Source organism: Bradyrhizobium valentinum (assembly GCF_001440405.1).
Classification (GTDB): domain Bacteria; phylum Pseudomonadota; class Alphaproteobacteria; order Rhizobiales; family Xanthobacteraceae; genus Bradyrhizobium; species Bradyrhizobium valentinum.
In genome coordinates, this window is sequence record NZ_LLXX01000149.1 from 396 (window position 1) to 26,104 (window position 25,709).

General features: G+C 62.6%; 24 protein-coding genes and 2 pseudogenes. 16 read left to right on the plus strand and 10 right to left on the minus strand.

Annotated elements, in window-relative coordinates; all coding sequences use genetic code 11:
* Positions 1–217, minus strand: a pseudogene (locus tag CP49_RS47880) (DUF1501 domain-containing protein); the annotation flags it as partial.
* Positions 218–222: 5 nt separating this feature from the next.
* Positions 223–1,776, minus strand: coding sequence for a DUF1800 domain-containing protein (locus CP49_RS26530; protein WP_057853120.1), 1,554 nt, complete (start codon positions 1,774–1,776; stop codon positions 223–225).
* Between the two features lie 102 nt (positions 1,777–1,878).
* Here CP49_RS26530 and CP49_RS26535 point away from each other — a divergent pair, with 102 nt between their 5' ends.
* From CP49_RS26535 to CP49_RS26545, 3 genes are all read left to right on the plus strand, one after another.
* Positions 1,879–2,766: an HAD-IA family hydrolase gene (locus CP49_RS26535; RefSeq protein ID WP_338060387.1), complete on the plus strand. Its 888-nt coding sequence runs from the start codon at positions 1,879–1,881 to the stop codon at positions 2,764–2,766.
* A gap of 464 nt (positions 2,767–3,230) precedes the next feature.
* Entirely contained in the window at positions 3,231–3,719 is a 489-nt protein-coding gene (locus tag CP49_RS26540) for a hypothetical protein (RefSeq protein WP_245310878.1), read from the plus strand.
* On the plus strand, positions 3,716–4,195 hold the full coding sequence (locus tag CP49_RS26545; RefSeq protein WP_057853122.1) for a hypothetical protein: 480 nt from the start codon (positions 3,716–3,718) through the stop codon (positions 4,193–4,195). The genes CP49_RS26540 and CP49_RS26545 overlap by 4 nt, the downstream gene beginning before the upstream one ends.
* Positions 4,196–4,418: 223 nt before the next feature.
* Here the strand turns inward: CP49_RS26545 and CP49_RS26550 are convergent, their stop codons facing one another.
* Entirely contained in the window at positions 4,419–5,027 is a 609-nt protein-coding gene (locus tag CP49_RS26550; RefSeq protein ID WP_057853123.1) for a TetR/AcrR family transcriptional regulator, read from the minus strand.
* A 196-nt stretch (positions 5,028–5,223) separates the two neighbouring features.
* Here CP49_RS26550 and CP49_RS26555 point away from each other — a divergent pair, with 196 nt between their 5' ends.
* Positions 5,224–6,015: a crotonase/enoyl-CoA hydratase family protein gene (locus CP49_RS26555; protein ID WP_057853124.1), complete on the plus strand. Its 792-nt coding sequence runs from the start codon at positions 5,224–5,226 to the stop codon at positions 6,013–6,015.
* A 39-nt stretch (positions 6,016–6,054) separates the two neighbouring features.
* On the opposite strand, the gene CP49_RS46345 is transcribed toward CP49_RS26555, so the two are convergent.
* Positions 6,055–6,231 carry a hypothetical protein gene (locus tag CP49_RS46345; RefSeq protein WP_197423242.1) on the minus strand — a complete coding sequence of 59 codons (177 nt, stop codon included), beginning with the start codon at positions 6,229–6,231 and terminating at the stop codon, positions 6,055–6,057.
* 307 nt (positions 6,232–6,538) lie between these two features.
* On the opposite strand from CP49_RS46345, the gene CP49_RS26560 reads away from it, so the two are divergent.
* A complete protein-coding gene (locus tag CP49_RS26560; protein WP_057853125.1) occupies positions 6,539–7,387 on the plus strand; it encodes a hypothetical protein in 849 nt (282 codons plus the stop codon).
* An 82-nt stretch (positions 7,388–7,469) separates the two neighbouring features.
* On the opposite strand, the gene CP49_RS26565 is transcribed toward CP49_RS26560, so the two are convergent.
* Positions 7,470–8,162 (minus strand): glutathione S-transferase family protein, encoded by a 693-nt coding sequence (locus tag CP49_RS26565; RefSeq protein ID WP_057853140.1) that lies wholly within the window; start codon positions 8,160–8,162, stop codon positions 7,470–7,472.
* Between the two features lie 431 nt (positions 8,163–8,593).
* Between CP49_RS26565 and CP49_RS26570 the strand changes: the two genes are divergently transcribed.
* From CP49_RS26570 to CP49_RS26585, 4 genes are all read left to right on the plus strand, one after another.
* Complete coding sequence (locus tag CP49_RS26570; protein ID WP_057853126.1) at positions 8,594–10,837, plus strand: hypothetical protein; 2,244 nt, start codon at positions 8,594–8,596, stop codon at positions 10,835–10,837.
* Positions 10,838–10,931: 94 nt separating this feature from the next.
* On the plus strand, positions 10,932–11,954 hold the full coding sequence (locus CP49_RS26575) for a TAXI family TRAP transporter solute-binding subunit (RefSeq protein WP_197423244.1): 1,023 nt from the start codon (positions 10,932–10,934) through the stop codon (positions 11,952–11,954).
* Positions 11,951–12,574, plus strand: coding sequence for a hypothetical protein (locus tag CP49_RS26580; RefSeq protein WP_082646259.1), 624 nt, complete (start codon positions 11,951–11,953; stop codon positions 12,572–12,574). The genes CP49_RS26575 and CP49_RS26580 overlap by 4 nt, the downstream gene beginning before the upstream one ends.
* A complete protein-coding gene (locus CP49_RS26585; protein WP_420807651.1) occupies positions 12,541–13,146 on the plus strand; it encodes a DsrE family protein in 606 nt (201 codons plus the stop codon). The genes CP49_RS26580 and CP49_RS26585 overlap by 34 nt, the downstream gene beginning before the upstream one ends.
* A gap of 113 nt (positions 13,147–13,259) precedes the next feature.
* Here CP49_RS26585 and CP49_RS26590 read toward each other — a convergent pair whose 3' ends face one another.
* From CP49_RS26590 to CP49_RS26605, 5 genes and pseudogenes are all read right to left on the minus strand, one after another.
* The gene (locus CP49_RS26590) at positions 13,260–14,804 is read right to left on the minus strand and encodes a peroxidase family protein (RefSeq protein ID WP_057853130.1); all 1,545 of its coding nucleotides are present in this window, start codon (positions 14,802–14,804) and stop codon (positions 13,260–13,262) included.
* A 318-nt stretch (positions 14,805–15,122) separates the two neighbouring features.
* Complete coding sequence (locus tag CP49_RS26595; RefSeq protein ID WP_057853131.1) at positions 15,123–15,401, minus strand: hypothetical protein; 279 nt, start codon at positions 15,399–15,401, stop codon at positions 15,123–15,125.
* A gap of 202 nt (positions 15,402–15,603) precedes the next feature.
* Complete coding sequence (locus tag CP49_RS26600; protein WP_057853141.1) at positions 15,604–16,311, minus strand: glutathione binding-like protein; 708 nt, start codon at positions 16,309–16,311, stop codon at positions 15,604–15,606.
* A gap of 166 nt (positions 16,312–16,477) precedes the next feature.
* A pseudogene (locus CP49_RS47885) lies at positions 16,478–16,693 on the minus strand (hypothetical protein); the annotation flags it as partial.
* 13 nt (positions 16,694–16,706) lie between these two features.
* Entirely contained in the window at positions 16,707–17,468 is a 762-nt protein-coding gene (locus CP49_RS26605; protein ID WP_057853132.1) for a sulfite exporter TauE/SafE family protein, read from the minus strand.
* A 91-nt stretch (positions 17,469–17,559) separates the two neighbouring features.
* Here CP49_RS26605 and CP49_RS26610 point away from each other — a divergent pair, with 91 nt between their 5' ends.
* The 7 genes from CP49_RS26610 (at position 17,560) to CP49_RS26640 (ending at position 24,731) form a co-directional block, all read left to right on the plus strand.
* The gene (locus CP49_RS26610) at positions 17,560–18,465 is read left to right on the plus strand and encodes a LysR substrate-binding domain-containing protein (protein WP_057853133.1); all 906 of its coding nucleotides are present in this window, start codon (positions 17,560–17,562) and stop codon (positions 18,463–18,465) included.
* On the plus strand, positions 18,455–19,678 hold the full coding sequence (locus CP49_RS26615) for an NAD(P)-binding domain-containing protein (RefSeq protein ID WP_057853142.1): 1,224 nt from the start codon (positions 18,455–18,457) through the stop codon (positions 19,676–19,678). Before CP49_RS26610 ends, CP49_RS26615 begins: the two co-directional genes overlap by 11 nt.
* Before the next feature lie 250 nt (positions 19,679–19,928).
* Entirely contained in the window at positions 19,929–20,141 is a 213-nt protein-coding gene (locus CP49_RS26620; protein WP_057853134.1) for a hypothetical protein, read from the plus strand.
* 35 nt (positions 20,142–20,176) lie between these two features.
* Positions 20,177–20,398 (plus strand): hypothetical protein, encoded by a 222-nt coding sequence (locus CP49_RS26625; protein ID WP_057853135.1) that lies wholly within the window; start codon positions 20,177–20,179, stop codon positions 20,396–20,398.
* Positions 20,399–20,482: 84 nt separating this feature from the next.
* A complete protein-coding gene (uvrB, locus tag CP49_RS26630; RefSeq protein ID WP_082646260.1) occupies positions 20,483–23,473 on the plus strand; it encodes an excinuclease ABC subunit UvrB in 2,991 nt (996 codons plus the stop codon).
* 205 nt (positions 23,474–23,678) lie between these two features.
* Positions 23,679–24,446, plus strand: coding sequence for a DpnI domain-containing protein (locus CP49_RS26635; RefSeq protein ID WP_057853136.1), 768 nt, complete (start codon positions 23,679–23,681; stop codon positions 24,444–24,446).
* Positions 24,447–24,455: 9 nt separating this feature from the next.
* Entirely contained in the window at positions 24,456–24,731 is a 276-nt protein-coding gene (locus CP49_RS26640) for a hypothetical protein (RefSeq protein WP_057853137.1), read from the plus strand.
* Positions 24,732–25,709 lie beyond the last annotated feature (978 nt).

The window sequence follows — 25,709 nt, forward strand, 5'->3', positions numbered from 1 at the left end:
CGGCATAATCGCGATCGCCTGTTGGAGCGACGGTGGCGAGCCCGTCCAGCGCGCCGCGCAGGATGACGACCACCAGCCGCGGATCGCGGCCGCCGGCGGCCCGCGCGAATTTCGGCAAGTATGCCCACGCCGCAAAGGACGCGCCGCCGAGCAATAGCGCGCGTCGCGAAGCGACCGATGATCTCAGGCTTTCGCAGCAATCGCTTATCGTTTCCATGGACGTCATCTCCTCTGGAATTCCGGCGACATCAACAACAGCGCCAGCGCCTGCTGCCGCGATTCCGCGCGCTCGATGGTCCGCCGCGTCTCGGCTGAAGCCGCGTCCGCGGCGACGAGTTCGAGCAGGTCGCGCGGATCGACGCCCTCCGCAAGCCGTGAGGCGATCTGCGCGGAAATATCGAGCCGCAGCTTGATGCCTTCCGGCGCCGCCCAGGCCGCGTTGGTATCGGGGAAACCGTTCGGCCCGGCGGGCGCCCATAGCGGCTGGCCCAGCGCGTTGAGGCCGTTGAGATAGCGGCCGGGATCGTTTGGTATCTGCGCCAGCAACCGGCCGGACGCGACCAGGAATTCGTAAGGCGAGCGCATCTTGGCGAGCGGCGCCTTCCAGGCCTCGTCGGAATCCACCAGCGCCGTTGCCAGCGCCTTGAGATCGCCGTCGGTTTTCGTGAAGACGTCGGCGAGCCGCGCCACCAATGCCGGCGGCGGATCGTCGGCCACGAAGTGACGCGCGAACTTGCCGGCGATGAATTTCGCGGTCGACGGATGCCGCGCGATGTCTGCCAGCACCGCCTCGCCCTGCGCCACGCCTGACGCGTCGTAGATCTTTCCCATCACCCGCTGCGCGCCCGGCTGATGCGCGTTGGCATTGAACACGAAGCTGCCGGGCGCACCCAACTGGCCGAGCCTTCCCGCATAGGTCCAGCCGGTGATGACGTTCGCGAGCGACGTCACGTCCTCCTGCGAATAGCCGCCGCCGACGCCGAGCGTATGCAGTTCCAGGATTTCGCGAGCGAGATTTTCGTTCAGTCCGCGGTTGCGATTTTTCCCGGCGCGCGAATCCGGACCCAGCGATTGCTGGTTGTCGAGAAAGAACAGCATCGCCGGATGCTGCTCGACCGCCTTCAGCATGTCAGCGAAACGCCCGAGCACGTAGGGCCGGATCGCCTCGCGCTCGAACGAGCCGGCCCACATCCGCGCCGGTCCGCCCTTGTTGGCGGAAATGCAGAAATGATTAGACCAGAACACCACCAGCCGCTCGGCAAATCCGCAATCCGCGATGACGGCCCGCTGCAGCCGCGCCAGCGCTTCGGCGCGAAAGGTCTTCTGGATGATATTGAGCGGTGGCGGTGGCGGCTTCGGCGCATTGGGCCGCATCGTCTCGGCTGGCGTCATTGCCGCATCGGGATTTTCCGGCGGCTTCGACGGTTCCTTGGGCGCAATGTCCATGGCGATGCTGTTGAGTGAAAGGTTCCGCCGTTGCGCTTTCGCATCCGGCGGCGACTGGCCTTCGGGCGCGGGCATTGGCGCCGCCGACTTCGCCGCTGCGTCTCGCGCCTGCTGAATCTCGAACTGATAGTCGAACACGGCTTTGCCGAGCGCCGGCGTAGACTGCAACCCCGGCACTTCGAGCAGCACGCCATTGGGCCGGGTAAGCTCCGCCTTGACGAAGCCGCGCGGATCGGATGCCGCATTGAGAAAATCGCCCGAGGCCCCGCCACGCGCACCGAAACCGAAGCGATTGAGCGCAACGAGGGCGGCTTGCGAATCGCGGGCCATCGGATTTCCCTTGAGTGTTTCTCAGGCGTATAATGGCTGCGGAGTATAACGCGCCTCAGTGTGAACCCGGGATTAATTCCGCGTCAGGATGCGGCCTCGTTGATGACAAATCGTTTGGAAAAGCAGCCCACGCGCCGCCTCGCCTGCGCTGCTTGCGGCGCCGAATTCAATTGCAACCTGTTCGGCCCCTGCTGGTGCAGCGACGAGGCGTTCCGGCTGCCGATGCCGGTGGACGGCAGCGATTGTCTCTGCCCGGACTGTTTGCGAAAGGCCGCCGCGCGGCCGGCTTGCGGCGTCAACGTGACTGCGCCATGGAACATCAGTGCCGTCCTGCTCGACATGGACGGCACGCTGCTCGACACCGAGCGGGTCTATTTCGACAGCCTGGTCGCGGCGCTCACTGCGCATGGCTTCACCGACGACACCGTGACGCTGTGCCAGGCAATGGTTGGCCTGCCCGGGCCGGACTGCGAGGCCATGCTGCACGCGCGCTACGGCGAAAGCTTTCCGCTCGCGGAAGTTAGCCGGGCTTTCGTCGCCAATCGAGATGAAGTTCTCAGCGCTGGCCTGCCACTGAAAAGCGGCGCGGTCGAACTCCTGGATGCGCTGCAGGCGGCCGAATGCCCGATGGCGATCGTCACCTCTTCGTCGCTGCGCACGACGGAGACGCATCTGCGGCTTGCCGGCATTCGCCACCGCTTCGAAACGCTCCTGACCCGCGACGATGTCGCCTGCGGCAAGCCGAGCCCTGATCTCTACCTTCTGGCGGCGTCGCGCTTTGGCCTGAAGTCGGAGGCTTGCGTGGCGGTGGAGGATTCCAACCACGGCGTAACCGCTGCGCATGCCGCGGGCGCGATCACGATCATGGTGCCCGACATGGTGACGCCGACGGAAGAGTCGCGCGCCCGATGTGCGGCTGTGGTGCCCGACCTCGGCGCGGTGCTCGAAGTGCTGCGCGAGCGCGGCGGATTTGGACGCCGCTCGTCGTAGCCGTCATTGCGAGGGGCGAAAGCGACGAAGCAATCCATCGTGCCGCAAGCGGACGCATGGATTGTTACGCTTCGCCCGCAATGACGGAGAGTTGCCGCACCCCGCCTCGAACGCCGCTTCGCCCGCACTGGAAGCACCGCCTGGATCGAGCGCCGGCCACCGAGCTATGCCGGGCCGGCTAGCCGCGGCAGGATCCGCACCGGTCCGCGCGCCGCAAGGTTCCAATTTGCCGAGAAAGTCGCGCAATGCGTTTACAGTCGCATTACCTTTCGGCGGGTCAGAAGAGAGCAACAATCGATTCTTTAAGAGGTTGCACGTAGTTTGCCAATGTACCTTTGCGCGAGTTTTCAATGGCCCGTATGTATTTCTATGTCGTCGTAGCCTTCGTCATCTCGTTTGTCGCCGTATCATGGGCGGCGCGCGGCTTTCCCATGCATTGGTCCGGGCCGGTAAGCGTCAGCTCATTGCAGCCGGCGGTCACCTCGACGTTCGGTGACGAGAGCGCCAAGGACTACGAGCGCAAGCGGCGGGAGAGCGGACACACCGCGCAAAGCGGTACGAATTCGTCGCTCGACAAGATACGGCTTGAAACCCTGCAGGCCGCCACCGGCTTCGAGATGTCGCCGTGCGACAGCAACATGAAGAAGAATCTCATTGAGGCGCTGACGACCTATACTCGTGCCTGGCAAACCAAGTTGGATTGTCCGGTGAAGATGTTTTGCAACGATGAGAAGCTGAAAGCCGCGGCCGAGGCCTTTTCGACTCCACTCGATCTGCGTGTCAAGGAAGCCCTTGAGCGGGCGTTCAGGCAGCCTGGCATTGCCAAAACGGATTTCCCAGAGTCGGTTCGTTTTGACGTGCTTCACTTTGCGGGCCCTGGCCTCTGGGCTCGCGACGAGTCTTCTGCTGTTTGCGCTCCCCAAATGCGGGCAACCGCGAGGGGTGCCCGATGAGCAAACTCTGGTTAGCACTATGTGCGATTGTGGTCTGGCAGATCGGTAGCTGGACGTTCGCCCCGGCAAGCCCGCCAAAAACGCCGCAAGGAGACGGACGGGCGTTCGGCCCCAACGAGAAATATCTGGTGGAAGGCAGAGAGAAGCAGCGACAATCCGCCATCACGGCGTTTGACATGCCGTGGGGTAGCCGTTGCAGCGGCAATGATCGCAAGCAATTTATCAGCGGCATCGACCACTACTATTACCATCGTCAGCGCCAGACGGAGAGCTATCCCGAGTCCTACGGCAAAGCTGGCGCCGACTACATCGCAACACAATGGTCGAAGACCGACGACCAGCGGATCGAAAGGCTTACGCAGGAAGCTTACTCCAAGGGGTATCTGAAGCCGTCGGACTTTAGCGGAGTGGCAGCCAAGATCGTAGCAGCGGTGGTCAAGAACGAGCGTGTCACGGGAAATGGCTGCAAAGGCTGAGCGGGCCTAGCTGTGGCGGGGTAGTCGCCGCTGTCAGTGATTGTTACCCGGATGCTGCGCAGCATAAGCGCGTTCACGCGCGTCTTCGACGCGCCATGGTGATGCGCTGCTGATCCGGGGTCCATCCTTCCGCGCGAGGGGTCCCGGCTGTGCGGCGCAGCGTTACACGCTGCACCGCGTCCGGGATACGGTGGCATGCGCCTATACCGCACGCTCTGGTACGCTACCGCCGTCGCCTCGAACGCCGCTTCGCACGCACAGGAAGCGCCGCCTCGATCAAGCCATGCGCCGCCTCGCCCGCCGTTTCCATGTAGGAGGGATCGCGATGCAGCAGCACGACGGCGAACGAGCCGTCGAGCAGCAACAGGATCTGGCGCGCGAGCTGCGAGGCTTGCGCAATGCCCTCCGCCTCGAAGGTCACACGTAGCCATTCCTCGAACTTCTTCTTGTGCGCGGCGCCGATCTTCATCGCTGGATGGCCGGGCATGTTGGCGAGTTCGGCCGAAGTGCGAAGGAATCCGCAGCCCTTCCACTTCGGATGCCGCGCCGAGCGCGCGAGGTTGCGAAAGATGCGCTCGACCTGGGCCGGTAGCCCGTCGTCGGCCTCGGCAAACCATTGCCTGAACAGCGCAAGATTGGGCTGATCGCGCGCGGCGAGATATGCCGCCACAAGGTCGTCCTTGCTCCTGAAATGATAATACAGCGTCCGCTTGGTGACGCCGGCCTTCGCCGCCACGGCATCGACGCTGACGCCGCGGATGCCGTCATTGTAGAACAGCGCGCTCGCCGCCGAGATGATGCGTTCACGCGTCGGGACGCCGGATCGTGCCATTCAGCGTATGTATACTAGCCAGTGAATATACACAACGCAGCCGGACTTCTAGGGTATCGCGCAATCCGGCGCTGTTGCGGAAGTTGTTCGCAGTGAAGTCGTGGAGCGTCACTCTCGTGTCCCGGGACACGGTGCGGCACGAAGTGACGCGCTGCATCCGGGGCACGAGATCACTCGACCTGTGCGGAGCCTTAACATGTCCGATCCTATCCTGCTCGAAGTCAACGAGGGCATTGCCCTGATCACGCTGAACCGCCCCGACGAGCTCAATGCGCTGAATTATGCGTTGATCGACCGCCTGATGGCGGTGCTGGACGCCATCGAAACCGATACCACCGCGCGCGCCGTGATCCTGACCGGCGCGGGCGAACGCGCCTTCTCCGCGGGCGCCGATATCCACGAATTCGCCGGCAGCGTCCGTCGCGGTCGCGATACGGCCATCCGCGACTTTGTCCGGCGCGGACAGGCCATGACCGCGCGGCTCGAAGCGTTCAGGAAGCCGGTGATCGCGGCGATCAACGGTCTGGCGTTCGGCGGCGGATGCGAAATCACCGAGGCCGTTCATCTCGCCGTCGCCAGCGAGCGCGCGCGTTTCGCCAAGCCGGAAATCAATCTCGGCATGCCGCCGACCTTCGGCGGAACGCAGCGGCTGCCGCGGCTCGCCGGACGCAAGCGCGCGCTCGAACTGTTACTGACGGGCGATCCGTTCTCGCCGGCGCGGGCGCTGGAAATCGGACTGGTCAACAGCGTCGTGCCGCATGATGCACTGCTGCCGGCCGCGCGCGAGCTGGCAGGCCGTATCGTCAGGCATTCGCCGCTCGCGGTCGGCAGCATCATCACGGCAGTGACCCGTGGGCTGAACATGGCGATCGCCGAAGGGCTGCAAGTCGAGAGCGAGCAATTCGCCGCTGTCGTGCCGACCGGCGATCTCGGCGAAGGCATCGCCGCGTGGATCGAGCGCCGGCCGCCGGCCTATACCGGCTGTTGACGCCAGGAACCAACCCCGCTGCAGTTTCCTTCTGGCGGGCTAAGCGGCGCTTTTGGTCGCAATCATCGTCCGCAGGTCGTCCGCCAATTCGCGGTAATGCAGGCCGAGACGCAGGTATAGCTCGCGCTTCGCCCCATCCGTCGTCAACTTGCCGATCAAGTCGCACTCGGCAGCGAGAGTTTCAAACCGCTCCAATTTGGCTTCAAGGTCGGTCACGACGCGTCTCCCCCTAACGGCTACGAGGAAGATAAGCTTCCGCCTTCATTTTACGTCACAGCTAACATCGTTATCAGGTAGAACTAATTTACAGCCTCGGCGATAGGGCGGACGGCCCGGCAATCATTGCCTGCGTCGGTAAACATCATCATTCCCGCGCGCGAGGCAAGGCCTCCTGGTCGGCGGATCCGCGGACGCAGATGCAGCGTCACGCTTTCTGGTGGCGCGAGCAGACATTGGCCACCGGAAAGAAAGGCGATGTGCTATCATGCCGGCACCAACGTCGCACAAATGACGCGGTGTTCAGATGATCACAATCCCGGAACTGGTGGCGCAAGCTTTGGGGTCGTTTCTGGCTTCGGATACAAGGAGCAGGTTTGGCTCCTCCCAGGCGCGGCTGGCTGAATTTCTCCCCTATGCAGCCAGGCTCACATTGGAATGCATCGGCAACAGCGATGCCCTCTATCACAACATCGAACACACCATGCTCGTGACCCTGGCCGGCCACGACATCCTGATGGGCCGGGGGATGCTGCGGCACACGACGCCAGACGATTACGCCAATTTCATCGTGGCGTGCCTCTCCCACGACATCGGATACGTTCGCGGAATCGTCCAGGGAGATGACGGGGATTCCTATGTCGCAGATCTCAGCGGCCGTACCATTCGCCTGGCGCGAGGTTCATCCGATGCCGCTCTGGGAGCCTACCATGTGGACCGCTCGAAGCTGTTCGTCTTCGAGCGGCTCGACGCTGCCGAAGAAGTCGATGCGAGCCGGATCGCCAGGGCAATCGAGTATACGCGATTTCCGTATGTCGATTCATCGTCAAACGACGAGCTGATCGAAGAAGAGGGCCTGTTGCTGCGCGCGGCCGACCTCATCGGGCAGCTCGGCGACCCCAACTACCTGAAAAAAGCCAATGCCCTATTCTACGAATTTGAAGAAGTCGGCATGAATAAAACGCTCGGCTACCAGACGCCGGCAGACGTTGTTTACAAGTATCCGCAGTTCTACTGGAACAACGTCGCTCCCCAGATCCAGACGGCAATACGCTATCTCAATGTCACGTCGAGCGGACGGCAATGGATAGCAAACCTGCACAGCAATGTTTTCCGGGCTGAGCGTGAAATGAACCTGTCCGGCCCGCAGCCGTGACCTTGCCCTGCCCGGCTTCCAATGCCGCTCGACGCTCTTCTTGTCGCATGGCGCCGCGTGGATCGAGCGCGAGCCGCCTGCGCTAGCCGTGATATCCCGGCGACTTCCGCGCCAGCCCATCGAACGCATCGAACAGCCGCTCGCGCCAGGCATAAACCGGATCGTCTTCCAACAGCAGCTTGAACGGGCTGACTACGCGCGCCCACTGGAACGCGCCGAACACGATATAGTCTGCATAGTTCGACGCAGGCCCGCCGAGGAAGGGCTGCGTCCGCAATGTCAGCCGCAGCGGATCGAGGTTTTTGCGAAAACCTTCGACCGCCTCGTCGCGGCTGGCCATGATCTCTTCCAGAGCCTTGCCGAAACGCGCCTCGCGCGTCTTGCGGAAATAGGCCGCGTCCTCCCGCTTCAGGTTGAGCGGAATGTCGGCGATGATGAGCGGAAACATCCCGCCGATTACCCCGTCGCCCCACCAGTTCAGCATGCGGCCCACGGCGCGGCCACCCTCGCCGCCGAACAGCGAGGGCCGGTCCGGATATTGGTCTTCGAGATAGTTGGCGATGGTCCAGGAATCGACAACCGCGCGATCGCCTTCGAGCAGCACCGGCACCTTTTCGGAGCCGTGCGGGGCGATCGCCTGCTTCTCGGTGAAGCACCACGGGATCGTTTCCGCCGACAGCCCCTTGTGCGCCAGCGCCATGCGCGTCCGCCAGCAGAACGGGCTGAACGGGCGGGATGGGTCAATACCGACGAGTTCGTAGAGTTTGAGGGGCATCGGCGACATCTTGCGCGAGCAGCGTCAACTACACAAGCGCGGTCATTGCAAAGAGCGCAAGCAACGACTTGTCTCCCGTAGCTCGAAGACGAAGGCGAACGCAATCAATCACCCCCGCGGCCAACCGGCTTGCTTGATGGACGGATAGCTTTCTGCGTCGTTGAAGTTGAAGCATCTCATGACCGTTCGCTCTGTACGGGTGATTCACAAGTGATTCACAAGCCTCAACGCTCTTGAGGAGTCGTTATGGCCGTATCGAAAGGAGTACGAGACCTCTTTAGCAGTATCTCCGAAGCAGCATTGCGTCCTTTCCACGGTCGAATACGCTTGGGTTTATTAGCGAAATTCAGAAGATGACCGATTTCGGTACATGACGCGATACTTCGATAGTACCTCGGAAGATTATACCGTTAGAAGAGGCGTTCATTGCAATGCGCCATCCAATCGAGACCGCACCGAGAGATGGGACAGCCGTTATCCTGGAGCATGATCCGACTGGGACCTATGACATTGCTCACTGGTCGGCTCAGGTGGGTCAGTGGATCACTGAAAATAATGAGCCAAGCAAGATCACGCCGACGCATTGGCGTGCAATGCCGGGCGACAAATATCTCCCACAAGACCACGATGAAACGCACACCTCCTCCCGGCGCTGGCCGTCATCGCGGCGCGCGCGGCGGCTGATCACAGCCTGCTGGATCACGCTCATCGCGGCGGTGCCCACAGGTCTTTACTTCGGCTTCGGCCAAGAGATCCCGTTGCTCAGTGAGGACTCGCGGAAGACCGAGCCATCGGCGCTCCGGCAGCAGGCCGAGGCCGGCCAAGCGAAAGTGGGCGCGGCGACGACGGCTGTGCAGGCCAGGCAGGACGCAGAGGCGTCCGATACCCGACGGTCTATCGAGGGGCTCGATGCGCAGTTGCAGACGGCGGCTACGAACCGCGCACAATCGCTCGAACAGGAGCGGCAGAAAACGGCTGCCCTGGCTCAGGAGACCGCGACTGCACGACAGGTGCCGGCCGCGGACAGCGCACAGGCGCTCGAGCAGGAACGGCAGAAGGCCGCGGCCCTCGCGCAGGAGGCCACAGCGGCGCGACAAGAGCTGACCACAATCACGGCGAAATACAGTCAAGCGCTCGACGAAGAGCGCGCGCGCAGTACCGCGCTGAAGAGCGAACTCGCCAAAGTACAGCGCGAAAACGAGCTGCAGACGCAACAATTGCGCGTGGCGAGAGGCGAAGCAGCGGAGAGCGCACGATCACTTGCACAGGAGCAGCAGAAGGCTGCAGCCCTGGCGCAGGAGGCCGCGGCGGCGCGACAAGCGCTGACCACAGGCGCGGCGAAACACCGTGAAGCGTTCGACGAGGAACGCACGCGCAATGCCGCGCTGAAGAGCGCACTCGCCACAGCGCAGCGCGAAAATGAGATGCAAGCGGCGCAATTGCGCAAGGCGAGCGAGGAAATGGGGCAGATCAAGCAAGCAGCCGTCGATTCGCTCGAAAAGGAGCAGCAGAAAACGGCTGCCCTCGCGCGGGAGGCCGCGGCTGCCCGACAGGAACTCATCGCAGGCACGGCGAAGCATCGCCAGGTGCTCGACGAGGAACGCGCACGGCAGGCCGCACAGTGGAGCGAGCTTGCGGCGGCGCAGCGCGAGATAGAGGCGCTGCGCAAGGCGGGTGAGGAAATCGGCCAGCTCAAGCAGACGGCGACCGCGGACAGCACCCAATCGCTCGAACAGGAACGGCAGAAGACGGGTGCCCTCGCGCAGGAGGCCGCGGCTGCCCGACAGGAGCTGACCGCGAGCGCGGTGAAACATCGCCAAGCGCTCGACGAGGAACGCGCACGGCGGGCCGCACAGTGGAGCGAGCTTGCAGCGGCGCAGCGCGAGATAGAGGCGCAGACAACGCAACTGCGCAGGGCGAGTGAGGAAATCGACCAGCTCAAGCAGGCGGCGACCGCGGACAGCACACAATCGCTCGAACAGGAACGGCAGAAGACGGCTGCCCTCGCGCAGGAGGCCGCGGCTGCCCGACAGGAGCTGACCGCGAGCGCGGCGAAACATCGTCGAGCACTCGATGAAGAACGCGCGCGCATTGCCGCGCTGACGGGCGAACTCGCCACAGCGAAGCGCGAGAACGAGATGCAAACAGCGCAACTGCGCAAGGCAGTTGAGGAAACAGGACAGCTCAAGCAGGAGACGGAACGCGCCATGACCGACCTGCGGCAATCCCTGCAGCAGGAGCGCGACCGCGCCGAGGTAATGGCACGAGAAATCGAGTCCGCGCGGCGCATACCTGCTGTGCGTATTACCCCTGAACTTGCAGCTAACAGCAGCACTTCCGGGGCAGCCCACGTGATTGAGGTAGCCGCGACGGCGCAGCCGCCGGCCCTGGAAGCGCAAGCGAGTCCAGAGGCGACGAGGTTAATCGCGCGCGCCCGCACGCTGCTCGGTCAAGGAAATATCGGGGCGGCGCGAATAGTGCTCGAGCGTGCTGCCGAAACGGGAAGTGCACGGGCAAGCTTCACGCTCGCAGAGACGTATGATCCCGTCATTCTTTCTACATGGGGAACATACGGTACGCGCGGCGATGCGATGAAGGCGCGCGAGCTCTATGCGAGGGCTCATGCCGGTGGAATTCGAGATGCGAAAGATCGATTGGAGCGGCTGGATCAGTGAGGGAATGACGTTTTGATACTCGGGCAAAAAGCCACGCGGGGCGATAGCGGCGGCCGGAAGCCGAACTTATACGAAGAGGATATTGCAGATGAACATGATTTCAAGATCGAGCATTTGGCTCGCGCTCGCCGCGTTGGCGCCGATCATTCTGGTGCTTCAGCCTGCCACGCTGGATGCACAGACGCAGAGCGCCCGCAAGGCGCAACGCCCCCCAACGCAGATCTCCGAAAAAGAGAAGATGAACGCCTGGACGGTCGGCCTCGCCGGCGGCCTGCTTGAGGGTGCGCCCCTTCGCCTAGCGGCAGAAATCGCCCGCGTCGTCGACGACGGGCCGAATTTGCATGTCCTGCCGATCGTCACCCGGGGAGCCACGGAAAACCTGAACTCGCTGCTCTATTTGCGCGGTGTCGATACGGCGATCATCAATTCCGACGCGCTCGAAGAGTACAAGATTCAGGTACCGGAGATCCAGCGCCGCATCACGTACCTGCTTAATCTCTTTCCCTCGGAGCTGCATATTTTTGTTCGGCCCGAAATCCAGAGCCTGCAGGATCTCGCCGGCAAGAAAGTGAATTTCAATACCCAGGGAACGGCTGCCGCTTATTCGGGGCCGCTGATCTTCAGCCGTCTCGGCATCAATTCGGAAAACACTTTCATTCCCCATCAGGTCGCCTTGGAGCAGATGCGCAAAGGCGAGATGGCGGCTGTCGTTTTCATCACGTCGAAGCCGGTTGACGCCTTCGTGCGCGGGCGCTGGGACCCCGGCTTCAAATTCCTCCCCGTAAAGTACGAAAGCAAATTCGAGGATTACTATCTTCCTGCGGTGTTGGAGGCGCGCGAATACCCCGGTCTGATCAAGCAAGGCGAACGTATTCCGACGATCGCGGTACCGACAGTTCTTGTCGCTTTCAATTGGCCGCCAGGGACAAACCGCTATCAGCGCGTCGCCCGCTTTGTTGATGCTCTGTTTTCCCGCATCGACAAGCTGCAGGCGCCGGGCTTCGACCCGAAATGGAAGTCGATCAATCTCGCCGCGACAGTCCCCAGCCTCGCCCGTTTTGCGGCGGCGCAGCAATGGCTGGATCGTCAGGCGCGCGCGGCACAGGTGTCGCGATGAAAGCGCTCCCTCTCTCCGTCGCGTTCGAAGTCGTCAGCAGGATTGCGCTCGCGCAAAGTCCAACCGACGCGATGGCGGATCTTCGCGCGTGCTCGCAGTTGGAGCGCGAAGAGCGGCTGGAATGTCTGGACAATCTGCTACGTAATATTGCACCGGCCCGGCCGGTTCCTGGGAGCGACAATTGGATTATCAGCGAGACCACGTCGCCCGTGGACTACACGCCGATTATCACCGCCACCACGTTTTCCCACCGCGGCTCGAATGATTATCCGATGCAACTTTCGATTCGCTGCCGCGCCGGTCGCACTGAACTGGTCGTCGCAGGACCGGTCTTCGCCCGCGACGGGAAGGATCATGCCATTTCTTACCGCATCGATGACAATCAGCCCGTGCACGTTGCGGGAGCTCCGCCGTCGTCCGGAACCGGCGTCGCGTTTACGGGCGACGTTGTACGCTTGCTGCAGTCCCTTCCCGAGCAGGGAGAGCTAGCCATTCGTATCGTGAGCCGACCCGGCGCCGCCCAGGAAGGACTTTTCTCGCTTGGCGGACTGAAACTGGCGCGACAGCGGCTCGCCACGGTGTGCAGATGGCCACACGCCGTAGCCGGTCCACGCAACTGAAGTCATCGAACAACCACGGGAGAAGCGTCATGACAAGGATTGGAAATGCAGTCAAAGTGATGGCGGGCGTCATAGCGCTGCTCGTCATGGCGCCGCAATCAGCGCCAGCCCAGGAAAAGAAACAAGCGGCGCTGGCGAAAAAGCAAGCCGCACCACCTGCGCAAGCGTTGAAGCGTACCGCTGCCGTTGCCGTTCCCGACAAGAAACCGCACCGCCTGATATTACAGGTGAATTCGAACGAACCCGCGATGATGAATCTCGCGCTCAACAACGCGACGAATGTTGTGCAGTATTACAAGGATCTCGGTGAGAACGTGTCGATCGACATCGTCACTTTCGGTCCGGGCCTGCACATGCTGCGCGACGACACCTCTCCGGTCAAGGCGCGGATCAAGGCTATCTCGGAGAGCAATCCATCGATCTCGTTCCAAGCCTGCGCCAATACGCGCGACAATATGAGCAGGGCGGAAAGCAAGGAAATTCCGCTGATGTCAGAAGCGAAGGTCGTGAAATCGGGTGTCGTGCGTGTAATGGAATTGCAGGAGCAGGGCTGGACGTATGTAAAGCCTTGATGGCGCTGCTCCCCGCGGAGTCGACAGCTTTCGCCTGACGTTTCAGCGATTGCGCAGCTTCTCGCCGCGCAATCGCTGAAATTTATCAGGACACACGAAGGCGACGAAACGCCCTAAACCGTCGCGATACCGTCGATCGGGCTGATGTCACCGACAAACCTTAGCAGGTCGGCCATGGTGAAATCGCCGGGAATCTTGGACGGCAGCGTCGGCTTCCAGTTCTTGCCCTTCAGCCACAAATACGACTGACGGTCGCCGTGCACGAGGCCGACGAACACTTCCGCGATGATCGTGGCACCGACCGGTCCGAGCTTTTCGCCGCCGCCACGCTGCTCGGCCTCCTTGAGAATGTAGTACCAGAGCGGCGTGTGCTCATGCAGGCCGTGCTTCTTGGCCACTGCGCCGTCCGTTCCCTTCGCGATCTCGGCCGGCGTAAGCGGGTTCTTGATCTTCATTGCCTTGGCGACATCCTGTCCCGACGGCAGCCCCAGCATGACGCCGCGCTTGAGGTTGCGGAACGGCAGGCTGCCGCCGCCGCCCGGCAGGTCGTGCAATTGCGGTATCAGGAACGGATCGATCTTCCGCGAAGGATTGAGCCGTACATTAGGAGGATTGGTCGCCAGCACTTCGTGGTAGCGGCGCCAGTCGATGATCCAGTTGCTGGAAAGCACTGGAATCGGTAGCGGCGGCTGCACCGGATCGGGCGCGAGGTCTCCGATGATTCCGCCCGACAGGCCGGTGAACCTGAACAACAGATCAAGCGTGGCGGGAATGCCGCCGCCCGGCGTGAAGATGCGGTTGTGGCTGTAGACCTCGCGCACCATGCTGTGGCCGAACCGGTATGCTGCCGCGGAGAACTCGACCGGCATGTAGGGCGTCTTCTTGAAGCGGTAGAAGCGTCGGCCCTGGTCGAGGATCTTGGCGACGATTCCCTTCTCGGTGATGCGCTCGACGAAGTCGTGCAGCACCATCCATTGATAATGCCAGGTCACCATCTGGCGCGCCTGTGCGAATATCTCGCCGGCCGGCACTCCCGACGCTGCGAGATGGTCGCAAACCTTGTTGTGAAACTTCAGCATCGCCAGGTGCGTCTGCGCGACGACGAGATTTTCGTCATTGCGATGATCGCCGATCAGCGCAAAGCCTTCCGGGTTGCGCGGCAGGTCGTTGCGCGGCGTGATGGTTACGGCGTCAACGCTGATCGTCTTGCCGAGCAGGAGCTTCGGACCAGGCGTCTTGCCGTCGGCATCGCCGGGATTGCGGGTGTAGAGCTGCCGGCTGCCGTCCGGACCAAGACCATAGATGCTGTCGAGATCGAGCGCCGGCGTGCGGAAGTTTTCGACCGCCAGCGGGTCGGCGTCCTTGTCACCCAACGAAGTGAGATCGAGCGTGATGTCGTGATCGACGAACTGGCCGAGATAGGTGAATCCCGCGGGGACCTTGACGTTGTTGCCGGCCGTACCGCCCGGATCGGCGTCCTTCATCGCATCGGCAAGCTCCTTCAGCGGCGTATCGTCGACGGCGAGCGGTTCGAGATTCGGAAACATCCGCCCGAACATTCCGGGATCGTCATGCCCGGAAAGCGAATCGAGAAATTGTCGGGTCGGTTGGCGGCCAGCTTTGCCATGGCCGGGCTGGACATTCACTTGAGTTGCCATCACTTCCTCCAATCGAAAAATGTTGGGAGAAGAGGGGTACCGGTGTGTCGCGTGTCAGGTCAGTAAAGATTCAGGTAAATTAGCTCGATACCCCTCGAGAGGGTTCAGTCAGCAAAACCCACCTCCAGATTGTGGCCGATCGGAGCGCGGTGCCAGCGGTTTATTTTTCGATTTGTGTGAGCAGCTTCACTGACGAGAGCGGGATGACTTTTCTTCGAATCGTCATCCCGCTCTATCTCTTTTTTGATTTGAGCATGATCTCCGCGCGAACGCGTTGCGCGTTTGTCGCGAGGGAAAACCGGTACCCACTTTTCCGGATCATGCTCTAGGTGCGATGTCGAACTCTTTGCGCAGCTCGGCGTCGGTGTAGAAGCACACGCCGCCATCGAGATCGCGAACCAGCCATTCTCCGAGATACACGATCTGTGTCCCGCTTTGTCTTTCATGTCGAAGCTCGAGGTGCCCGTCCTCGCTTCGCTGCAGCGAGCAACCGGATTGTACCCAGCTCGGCCATTCGTGCAGCGGCTGTCCGGTGAACTGCCAGGCGATCAACGCCACATTGGTCGGGCGTGGCTTCAGCTTCAGTGTGGTGTCCACGATCGTCTCCGAAAGAATGCATCCTGCAGTCTGACAACGCCCTCGTCCGGCAAAAGTTGGGCGTCATCCGGCGATTCTCGCTGCGATTCGCCGATATTGCCTATGCATTTCTGAGATGGATATCCGGGGAGACGCCTGAATCCCCAGCCTATTGCGCCGAGATGCGGACCAGGGGAGCCAGGTCCACGTCTCCATGGGTGCCCTACCGCACCACCGCCGCGGTCTGGCCGAACAGGATCCGGCGCTCCTCCTCGGTGCGGTTGACCGGCTGGCCGAAATTCGGATTGACCTCTTTGGCCTTGGCGTAGGCACGCTCCGTTGCTGGCCGCGCACGGATGGTTTCCAGCCAGCGCTTCAGATGCGGAAAGTCGTCGATATTCTGGTCCTGGTTCTTGTACGGCACGATCCAGGGATAACTCGCCATGTCCGCGATCGAATAGTCGCCGGCGATGAACTCGCGGTCCGCAAGGCGCTTGTTGAGCACGCCGTAGAGACGGTTGGTCTCGTTCACATAGCGGTCGATGGCGTATTTGATCTTTTCCTGGGCGTAATTTCTGAAGTGATGGTTCTGTCCGGCCATCGGCCCGAGATTGCCCATCTGCCAGAACGTCCACTGGATTGCGTCATAGCGGCCGTAGAGATCGGCGGGCAGGAATTTTCCGGTCTTCTCGGCGAGATACAAGAGCATCGCGCCGGACTCGAATATCGAGATTGGTTTTCCGCCGCCCTTCGGCTCGTGATCGACCATTGCAGGAATGCGGTTGTTGGGCGCGATCGCCAGAAACTCCGGCTTGAACTGGTCGCCCTTGCCGATGTTGACCGGAAAGATCTTGTAAGGAAGCCCGGTCTCTTCGAGGAATATCGTGATCTTGTGGCCGTTCGGCGTGGTCCAGTAATGAAGGTCGATCATGGGACGATCCTGCTGGTTGAAAATCCGTGCGTCGCAAGAAAGATGCGATTGCATGAATTTGATCAGACGGATGCGCCAAGTCAATGCGGGCTGACGGCGGAGCGCGGAAATGTGATGACGGCAGGAACCGAAGCTCAGCGTTGGGGCGCGCCGATGCGGCCGTGTCCCGCAGCAATTGTTCGCCTGCCGCGGTGACGGTCACCATCAGTCCGGTTCCGGCAATGGTTTCGCGCGCGACATAGCCGCGATCGGACGCGTCTTCCCAGATCGTCAGGCGCGGGCAGGAGGTCCGCCAGACCGCAACCACTTCGGCGTAATACCGCGGCTCGCGGGCGATCCATTCGACGAAATCGAGCACCAGTGGATCGGCAGCATCCGTCATCGCGCCTCTCCTTTCAGAAGGAAGCGACCGAGCCGCGGACCACGAGCAGCCAACTTCCATAAAGGATGTAATAGCCCGCGACCGTCGTGATCAGCCGGTTCGCCCAAATGCGAAACTGCGCGTCGCTCATCGCCTCCAGAATGCGCCGCGCCAGCGTGGTGCCGAGCATCGAGGCCACGATCGCAACGCCCGCGAGCACCGGGTCGAGGGTGGCGGCCTGATCGATGATGCTGCCGAAATAAATCAATTTGGTGAGATGGCTCGCGACCTGGCAGGTTGCCTTCGTCGCCACCACCTCGCGGCGGCCGAAATTGCCGCCGAGAAAGAAGGTGTCCATCAAGGGACCGGAGACGCCGGTCATCAGCATCAGCCCCATGCAGATGAAGCCGTAGAACGACCCTTGCCAGATGCTGTCAGGGTTGGGCTTGAGGTTCTTCGGCATCAGCCGCGCCATGAACGGCGTCACCCCGAGCAGGAGCAGCGCGATCGGCTTGTCCGGCACGTAGCGGGTGAGCGACCAGAGGCCGAGCGCCAGCGCGCAGCCGATCAGATAGACGAACGCCGGCCGCCAGCGGATATGCGCGCGCCACAGAAAGGCGCGCCAGCCGTTCGAGGCCATCTGCGTGATCGCATGCAGCACCATCGCGGTCGGCAGCGGCATCAACATCAAGAGCACGCCGATCAGGATCATGCCGCCGGCCATGCCGAACAGCCCCGACAGGAACGCTGTCGCGACCATCAAGGCACCGAGCGCTGCGATCATCAGGGCCGTCATCGGCAATCTCCACAATCATATCTCTGCCGCGCTTGGACGGCGCGTGCAAACTGAGTTATCTTGCTCTGGCATCAGTTTTCCTGAGGGTTAAGTGCGGCGGCTGCTCTTTCTCAATGGCATCAAGGCGTTCGAGGCCGCGGCAAGGAGCGGCAGCTTTGCGGCGGCCGGCGCCGAGCTCAACGTTTCCGCGGCCGCGGTCAGCCGGATGGTGCACCTGTTGGAGGAGCGGCTGGGGGTTGCGCTATTCGAGCGCAAGGCCAACCGCCTCGTCACCACGGCGGCCGGGCGCGCCTACCAGAACGGGCTGACCCCGATCTTCGACGCGCTGGCGAGCCTGACCGCGCAGGTGACGGCGCCATCCAGCGTACGCGTGCTGACCATCGGCGTAGGCCCCACCTTTGCGATGAAATGGCTGATCCCACGGCTGGCGGATTTCCGCAAACAGGAGCCCGACATCGACGTCCGCATCACCACCGGTGGCGCCGCGGTGCCGTTCGGCGAGGACTGGAGCTGCGGCATCAAGCTCGGCGACGGCGAATGGCCCGGCCTGATTGCCGAGCCGTTATTCGCCGCCGATCTGCTGCCGGTATGCACACCGCGCCTTGCGGGCGCGCTCAAACGTCCCGGCGACCTGAAAGGGCCGACCTTGCTGCGGGTTGCGCATTCGCCGGACGACTGGCCGTCATGGCTCGAGGCCGCCGGCACGGCCCGCATCACCGCCCGCGGACCGGAGTTCGAATTTTACGGCCAGGCGCTGCAGGCCGCCGTCGACGGGCTCGGCATCGCGATGGGCATCCGCCCCTATATCGACGACGATCTTGCCGCCGGCCGGCTGGTCGCGCCGTTTGCGTTAAGCGTACCGAAAGGCATGCGCTGGTATCTGGTCTATCGCGGCTTCAGCACCGCCCAACGCGATTTCGCCGCGTTCCGGCGCTGGATTGTCCGCGCTGCGGCAGAGCCCGCCACGCGTCGCAAGGGGCTCCGCCATGCCGGATGAGAAAATCGAAACGCTGGTGATCGGCGGCGGCCAGGCCGGCCTTGTGATGAGCCACCGGCTGAAGCAGCGTGGGCTGCCGCATCTGGTGCTCGAGCGCCATCGCATCGCCGAACGCTGGCGCAGCGAACGCTGGGACGGCCTGAAATTCCAGTTTCCGAACTGGTCGGTGCGGCTGCCGGAATTTCCGTTTCCGCACAGCGATCCGGATGCATTTTCAGACACCGACGCCATCATCAGATACATCGAAGCCTATGCCGATTTCGTCGCGCCGCCGATCCGCTGCGGCGTCGCGGTGACCCGGCTCTCTCGGCGCGACGGCGCAGGTTTCATCGCCGAGACCGACAATGGCACGATCGCGGCCGACAATGTCGTCGTCGCCACCGGTCCCTATCAGCGCAGCCTCGTGCCGGACCTGTTGCGCGATCATCCCGTATTGCAGGTCCATGCCAGCGACTACAGGAATCCCGAGCAGCTTCCGCCGGGCGCGGTGCTGGTGGCGGGCGCCGGCGCGTCGGGCGCGCAGATTGCCGAGGAATTGCTGCGCGCGGGCCGGCGCGTCTATCTCTCGGTCGGACGGCACCGCCGCCTCCCGCGCCGCTACCGCGGCCGCGACCTGATCTGGTGGCTCGCCGACATGCGCCTCGATCAGATGACGCCGGAGGAGCGGGGGTCGGCGCGATTGGGCCCCGTCATTTCGGGAGCCTATGGCGGCCGCACCATCGACTTCCGCGACTTCGCCGCCGACGGCATGATCCTCGTGGGGCGCATCGAGGCGGCGCAAGACGGCGTGATCGAGATTGCCCCCGGCCTTGCCGAAAGCCTTGTCGACGGCGACCTCGTCTACCAAACCTTCCTCAATACGGTGGACGAGTATGTGAAGCGCCGAGGCCTGGAACAGCCGCAGGATCCCGACGCCCGCACGACACTTTCCGACCCGCCTTGCGTCACCGCGCCGCTTACGCGCCTCGACCTCGCCGCCGAGGGCATCTCCGCGGTGATCTGGGCCACCGGCTATGGCGTCGATTTCGGCTGGATCGATCTCCCGGTCAAGGACGACAAGGGCGAGGCGATTCACCGCAACGGGATCTCGGAAGTGCCGGGACTGTATTTCCTCGGCCTGCAATGGCTGTCGAAAATGAACTCGTCCTTCCTGTCCGGCGTCGGCGACGATGCCGCGGTACTCGCCGATCACATTCGCGCACGGTCCTTCTAACCTCGCCCCGCTTGCGGGGAGAGGTCGCCGCGCTACGCGCGGCGGGTGAGGGGGTACAGGTCCATCGATAGAGTTTACTCGCGGAGGCAGCCCCTCACCCCGACCCTCTCCCCGCAAGAGCGGGGCGAGGGAGAGGACTGCGCTGCATCCGGACTCACCCGCAAAAAATCCATCACGTGTGAAGCCGTTCACATTTGCCTTCCGCCGGCCGTGCTTCTGTCATCGCGTGGGCAACTCCGGGGGACGCGCCATGATCTATGGCGGCTTTGAAATTCAGTCGTTCGAAGCAGGGAGAGGGCTATGGCACGCCAGGATTCAACGGGCCGACCAGGAGCCGGTGGTGATCGATGGCATGGCGTTCCCGACGCTCGAAGTCGGTTTCGCGTGGTCGAATCCGGAAGCGGCGATTGCGGACGCGAAAGCCCATATCGACCGTTTCAAGCCGCGGTTCGCGAATCCGTAAGCGCGACCGGCCGCGCGCAGACCGGCCGAATCTCCTTGCCCCTTCCCGAACAAACCCTGCAGGCGACGCCAGCGCTCTCGAACTGTCCGGATTGCAGCGCCTCGCTCGCGGTGCTGCGTATCATTCCCGGGCGTGCCGGCGCCGAATACTGGACCATGCGCTGCACGCGCTGCGGCGGAATCCATCTGGAGATCGTCAATGCCGCGGCAGCCCCCGTTGACGGCATACGGCGCGGCGGTTCCGAATCGGCTTGCTGACACCTGCTGACATGACGACGCGCAGCATCGTGCGCGAGGCCGTTTGCCCTTTTCTCGCTGGCTGACTCATCCCATATTCGCCGAATGGCGAAGAAACCCGACACCCCCAAAAAGCCCGGCAAATCCCCTAAATCCAAGGCGCATCGGCCCGACGTGCAGCCGATCGGGCCGGCGCTGGCCGAACTGCTCAATCCCGCGCTCAACCGCGGCGATGCCGGCATGGGCTCGGGTACCGGCCTGCAGCCGCCGCCGGACAATTCCTGGGACCGCCGCGCCAGCGGCGAGGCGGCTGCGCATCGCGCGCGCGCATCGACGCGCGGAACCAGCGCGGACGTCAGCAAACGCGATGCATCCCCGCAAGGCCTCGAAGAAGCCCCCCAGGCCAACTACGGCACCGCAGCCACCATCCCGACGCTCGATCCCGAGCTTGCGCGCCAGCTCGGCCTGCCGACGGCGGAAGACGATGACGAAGCCCTCGCCCGTCCGCCGCGCAACAAGATGGAGGCGCTTGGCGTCAAGGCGACCGCCGAAGCGCTGGAAAGCCTGATTCGCGACGGCCGCCCCGAATTTCGCGGCGATGACGGCGCGTTGAAAGTCTGGACCCCGCACCGGCCGCCACGCCCGGAAAAATCCGAAGGCGGCGTGCGCTTCGTCATCAAGTCCGAATACGAGCCGAAGGGCGACCAGCCGACCGCGATCGCCGAACTGGTCGAGGGCATCAACCGCAACGACCGCACGCAAGTCCTGCTCGGCGTCACCGGCTCGGGCAAGACCTACACCATGGCCAAGGTGATCGAGGCGACGCAGCGCCCTGCTCTCATCCTTGCGCCGAACAAGACGCTGGCCGCCCAGCTCTATGGCGAGTTCAAGAATTTCTTTCCCGACAACGCGGTGGAATATTTCGTTTCGTACTACGACTACTACCAGCCCGAAGCCTACGTCCCGCGCACCGACACCTATATCGAAAAGGACTCTTCCATCAACGAGCAGATCGACCGCATGCGCCACTCGGCGACGCGCGCGCTGCTGGAGCGCGACGACGTCATCATCGTCGCTTCGGTCTCCTGCATCTACGGTATCGGCTCGGTCGAGACCTACACCGCGATGACCTTTGCGCTGAAGAAGGGCGAGCGCATCGACCAGCGGCAGTTGATCGCCGACCTCGTGGCACTGCAGTACAAGCGCACGCAGGCCGATTTCACCCGCGGCACCTTTCGCGTTCGCGGCGACGTCATCGACATCTTCCCGGCGCACTATGAGGACCGCGCCTGGCGCGTGAACCTGTTCGGCGACACCGTGGAAAACATCGAGGAGTTCGATCCGCTCACCGGCCACAAGCAGGACGATCTCGAATTCATCAAGATCTACGCCAACTCGCACTATGTGACGCCGCGCCCGACGCTGGTGCAAGCGATCAAGTCCATCAAGAGCGAATTGAAGCTGCGGCTCGACGAACTCAACAACCATGGCCGCCTTTTGGAAGCGCAGCGGCTGGAGCAGCGCACCACCTTCGACCTCGAAATGATGGAGGCGACAGGGAGCTGCGCCGGCATCGAAAACTATTCGCGCTATCTCACCGGACGCCGCCCCGGCGAGCCGCCGCCGACGCTGTTCGAATACGTCCCCGACAACGCGCTGGTGTTCGCTGACGAAAGCCACGTCTCCGTGCCGCAGATCGGCGCCATGTTCAAAGGCGACTTCCGGCGCAAGGCGACGCTCGCCGAATACGGTTTCCGCCTGCCCTCCTGCATGGACAACCGTCCGCTGCGGTTCGAGGAATGGGACATGATGCGCCCGCAATCGATCGCGGTGTCGGCGACGCCGAGCGGCTGGGAGCTGAACGAAAGCGGCGGCGTGTTCGTCGAGCAGGTGATCCGCCCGACCGGACTTATTGATCCTCCCGTAGATATTCGCCCCGCGCGCACCCAGGTCGACGACCTCGTCGGCGAAGTCCGCGCCACCGCCGCGGCCGGCTACCGCTCGCTGATCACGGTGCTCACAAAACGCATGGCGGAAGATCTGACCGAATATCTGCATGAGCAGGGCATTCGCGTGCGCTACATGCACTCTGATATCGACACCATCGAGCGTATCGAGATCATCCGCGATCTCCGCCTCGGCGCGTTCGACGCGCTGGTCGGCATCAATTTGCTGCGCGAGGGCCTCGACATTCCCGAATGCGCGCTGGTCGCGATCCTCGACGCCGACAAGGAAGGCTTTTTGCGCAGCGAGACCTCGCTGATCCAGACCATCGGCCGCGCCGCGCGCAACGTCGACGGCAAGGTGATCCTCTATGCCGACCAGATGACCGGCTCGATGGAGCGTGCGATTGCCGAAACCAATCGCCGCCGCGAAAAGCAGGTCGAATACAACACCGCCAACGGCATCACGCCGGAGAGCGTGAAGAAGTCCATCGGCGACATCATGAACAGCGTCTACGAGCGCGACCACGTGCTGGTCGAGATCGGCGACGGCGGCATGGCCGACGACGTCATCTCCATCGGCCACAATTTCGAAGCGGTTCTCTCCGACCTCGAAACAAGAATGCGCGAAGCCGCCGCCGATCTGAACTTCGAGGAAGCCGCCAGACTCCGCGACGAAGTCAAACGCCTCCGCGCGACGGAGATGGCCGTGGTCGACGACCCCACCGCGAAGCAGCGCACCGTGCAAGGCAGGGCCGGTGCCTATGCGGGAACGAAGAAGTATGGCGAGGCTGCGAACTTGCCGGTCAGCGCCATGAAAAAGAAGGGCGTGCAGTCAGCCCTAAAAGCCAGCCGCGCCGGCGGTCCTTCCTCCCCCTCTCCCCGTCCTTCACGGGGAGAGGGTCGGGGTGAGGGGCATGCTTCCACGAGTCATGGCCCATCCAGAGTCCACAAACCCCACCTAGACGAAATGCACGGCCCCGAATCCCTGCCCTACCGCCCCAGCGGCGCCAAACCGCACAAGCCCGAGCTAGGCAGCGGCAGCAAAATCTTCCAGCCAACCGACTCGCGCCAGTCCGGCCCCGAGTTCGGGCCCGCGCCGCGTTCAAGCGGAGGCGCGCCGGGACATCGGGGTGGGTGGAAGAAGAGGTAGAGTTAGGGCTATTAGCGCGAATGAATTGACGGCGATCGATCGTCATTGCGAGCGTAGCGAAGCAATCCATCCCTCCGCGAAACAGAAAGGTGGATTGCTTCGTCGCTTCGCTCCTCGCAATGACGCAAAACACGTCCGACCCCGCTGGTTCAATCTAAGATCGAGATGCTCTAGCAAATCGAAGTAATTGCGCTACGCTGGCGCAATGAAACTCGGCTTCGATGAATCCCAATCCCCCTACACCAGCGGCACGCAAAAGGCGCGCGCCTGGACCGAAGCCTGGGTCAGCGCATGGGCATATTGCCCGCACTGCGGCAACGCGAAGATGTCGCAATTCCCGAACAACAGCCCGCTCGCCGACTTCCTTTGCGGATCGTGCAGCGAGGAATTCGAACTCAAGAGTCAGAAGAGCAAGTTCGGCGCGAAGGTCGCCGATGGCGCCTATAAGACCAAATGCGAGCGGCTGGCGGCCAGCAACAATCCCAACCTGTTGCTGATGAATTACGACGTCAAATCGCTGTCAGTCATCAATCTCCTGATCGTTCCAAAACACTTCTTCGTCCGCGAGATTATCGAAGAGCGCAAGCCGTTGGCGGCCACAGCAAGAAGGGCCGGTTGGATCGGATCGAACATCATTCTGTCCCGCGTACCCGAGTCTGGCAAGATTCACATCGTGAAGAGTGGCGTCGTTCGTCCCAAGGACATCGTCCTCGAAGAGTGGCAAAAGACGCTGTTTCTCAGGAACGAGTCGCCGGAGACCCGGGGCTGGCTGCTGGACGTGATGAAATGCGTGGAGTCGCTCGGCAAGCGTGATTTCACCCTTGATGAGGTTTATGCTTTCGAACGACATCTTAGCGATCTCTATCCCGGCAACCAGAATGTCAAACCCAAGATACGCCAGCAGCTTCAATACCTGCGCGACCGCGGATTTATCGATTTCGTCTCGCGCGGCAGTTATCGTTTGCGATCCTAGGAGACTCGCATGGCGTGGTTTCTCAATCTCTACAAATGCGACCGTTGCAGACGCCGATGGGCCGATGAATGGTCCTGCATGTGCGACAATGAATGTCCGCACTGCGGCGCGCGCGACATGAACCCGTACGAGAGTGAAGAACTGACCACCTTGATTGAGGAAGAACGCGGTGAGTTCGTCGTGCTTTGGTCGCCAGAGACGGCCGAGCACGATCCTGACTACCGCGAACTCGGGCGCTTTCCGACCCGCGAAAAGGCGCTGGAGTTCTTGGCCGCGGACGGATGAGCTGAATGTGCGTCATTCCGGGAGCCATGCAAACGGCTGTCCGGTGGCTTATACCGCCTTCGTGGCGAAGGCCCCTCACCCGGCGCTTTGCGCCGACCTCTCCCCGCAAGCGCGGGGCGAGGTGACTTTCGGTGCGCTTCGCGCGCCCGAAAAAGTCGATGGACCCCGGCGCGGCGTTCGCGAGAGCACTACTACCGATTGCGTTGCTTGCCCGGCAAATCAGGCACGGCTTGGTCCAGTCCTCGTCGCGAAAATATTCCCCTTCGCGATTACCCCAAATCACCCTTACAACTCCGCCATCCCGCACCCGCTAGAGGGGCGTATCGCGATCGTCACGGACGTTGGGTGCGGGATGCGATGGACGCGGCAGCGTCGGGCGCGCAGGTGGTTGCAGGGCGGGCTTAGGCCTGTGAGCGATCGAGCGGCGCGCAGACGACCGGCGCTTAAACGCCTCGGCCAGAACTTCGGCAGGCAGCACATGGGCATGTCGAAGCGTATGGCAGGAGGAAGCCGCGGACGGCAAAGGCGTGTGGTTCTGGCACCCGTGGCTGGTGTCAAGCTGATGGAGATTTGTCGGGCCCAACCGGGCTTCGGCTAGTCGCCAATCCGTCAGCGACGGTGGCAAGAGGAATTCGTCGCCGGGGAGAGCGCGCTATAAGCCGTAAAACCATTGCGCAGGGAAGGCCGGGTGTTCCGGCGCACCTGTAGTCTACCGTGTGCACTTTGTGCGCACGACTACGGGTGCTGAGGGCACCCGGCTTTCCCTGCGCCCTCTTCGTTTTCGAGGGCATCGCCGATCGCATCCCTCCGGGCGCTTCGCGCCGCGAGAATGCGGAGGCGTGTCTTGTAGTATCACCTTCACGGGTGACGGCTGTTTGAAATTCGAAATCGAGCGCGGCACACTCATTGTCGTCCCTGCGAACGTGTTTGGTCCCGGGAGATTGGGTTGATGGAATCGGTGTAGATAGAGGCATCTGT

What these genes read in the sequence shown, in the direction of transcription:
- CP49_RS26530 (WP_057853120.1), bottom strand. Translation starts at nt 1,776, where the DNA reads ATGGCCCGCGATTCGCAAGCCGCCCTCGTTGCGCTCAATCGCTTCGGT.
- CP49_RS26535 (WP_338060387.1), top strand. Translation starts at nt 1,879, where the DNA reads ATGACAAATCGTTTGGAAAAGCAGCCCACGCGCCGCCTCGCCTGCGCT.
- CP49_RS26545 (WP_057853122.1), top strand. Translation starts at nt 3,716, where the DNA reads ATGAGCAAACTCTGGTTAGCACTATGTGCGATTGTGGTCTGGCAGATC.
- CP49_RS26550 (WP_057853123.1), bottom strand. Translation starts at nt 5,027, where the DNA reads ATGGCACGATCCGGCGTCCCGACGCGTGAACGCATCATCTCGGCGGCG.
- CP49_RS26555 (WP_057853124.1), top strand. Translation starts at nt 5,224, where the DNA reads ATGTCCGATCCTATCCTGCTCGAAGTCAACGAGGGCATTGCCCTGATC.
- CP49_RS26560 (WP_057853125.1), top strand. Translation starts at nt 6,539, where the DNA reads ATGATCACAATCCCGGAACTGGTGGCGCAAGCTTTGGGGTCGTTTCTG.
- CP49_RS26565 (WP_057853140.1), bottom strand. Translation starts at nt 8,162, where the DNA reads ATGCCCCTCAAACTCTACGAACTCGTCGGTATTGACCCATCCCGCCCG.
- CP49_RS26570 (WP_057853126.1), top strand. Translation starts at nt 8,594, where the DNA reads ATGCGCCATCCAATCGAGACCGCACCGAGAGATGGGACAGCCGTTATC.
- CP49_RS26575 (WP_197423244.1), top strand. Translation starts at nt 10,932, where the DNA reads ATGATTTCAAGATCGAGCATTTGGCTCGCGCTCGCCGCGTTGGCGCCG.
- CP49_RS26580 (WP_082646259.1), top strand. Translation starts at nt 11,951, where the DNA reads ATGAAAGCGCTCCCTCTCTCCGTCGCGTTCGAAGTCGTCAGCAGGATT.
- CP49_RS26585 (WP_420807651.1), top strand. Translation starts at nt 12,541, where the DNA reads ATGGCCACACGCCGTAGCCGGTCCACGCAACTGAAGTCATCGAACAAC.
- CP49_RS26590 (WP_057853130.1), bottom strand. Translation starts at nt 14,804, where the DNA reads ATGGCAACTCAAGTGAATGTCCAGCCCGGCCATGGCAAAGCTGGCCGC.
- CP49_RS26600 (WP_057853141.1), bottom strand. Translation starts at nt 16,311, where the DNA reads ATGATCGACCTTCATTACTGGACCACGCCGAACGGCCACAAGATCACG.
- CP49_RS26605 (WP_057853132.1), bottom strand. Translation starts at nt 17,468, where the DNA reads ATGACGGCCCTGATGATCGCAGCGCTCGGTGCCTTGATGGTCGCGACA.
- CP49_RS26615 (WP_057853142.1), top strand. Translation starts at nt 18,455, where the DNA reads ATGCCGGATGAGAAAATCGAAACGCTGGTGATCGGCGGCGGCCAGGCC.
- CP49_RS26620 (WP_057853134.1), top strand. Translation starts at nt 19,929, where the DNA reads ATGATCTATGGCGGCTTTGAAATTCAGTCGTTCGAAGCAGGGAGAGGG.
- uvrB (WP_082646260.1), top strand. Translation starts at nt 20,483, where the DNA reads ATGGCGAAGAAACCCGACACCCCCAAAAAGCCCGGCAAATCCCCTAAA.
- CP49_RS26635 (WP_057853136.1), top strand. Translation starts at nt 23,679, where the DNA reads ATGAAACTCGGCTTCGATGAATCCCAATCCCCCTACACCAGCGGCACG.
- CP49_RS26640 (WP_057853137.1), top strand. Translation starts at nt 24,456, where the DNA reads ATGGCGTGGTTTCTCAATCTCTACAAATGCGACCGTTGCAGACGCCGA.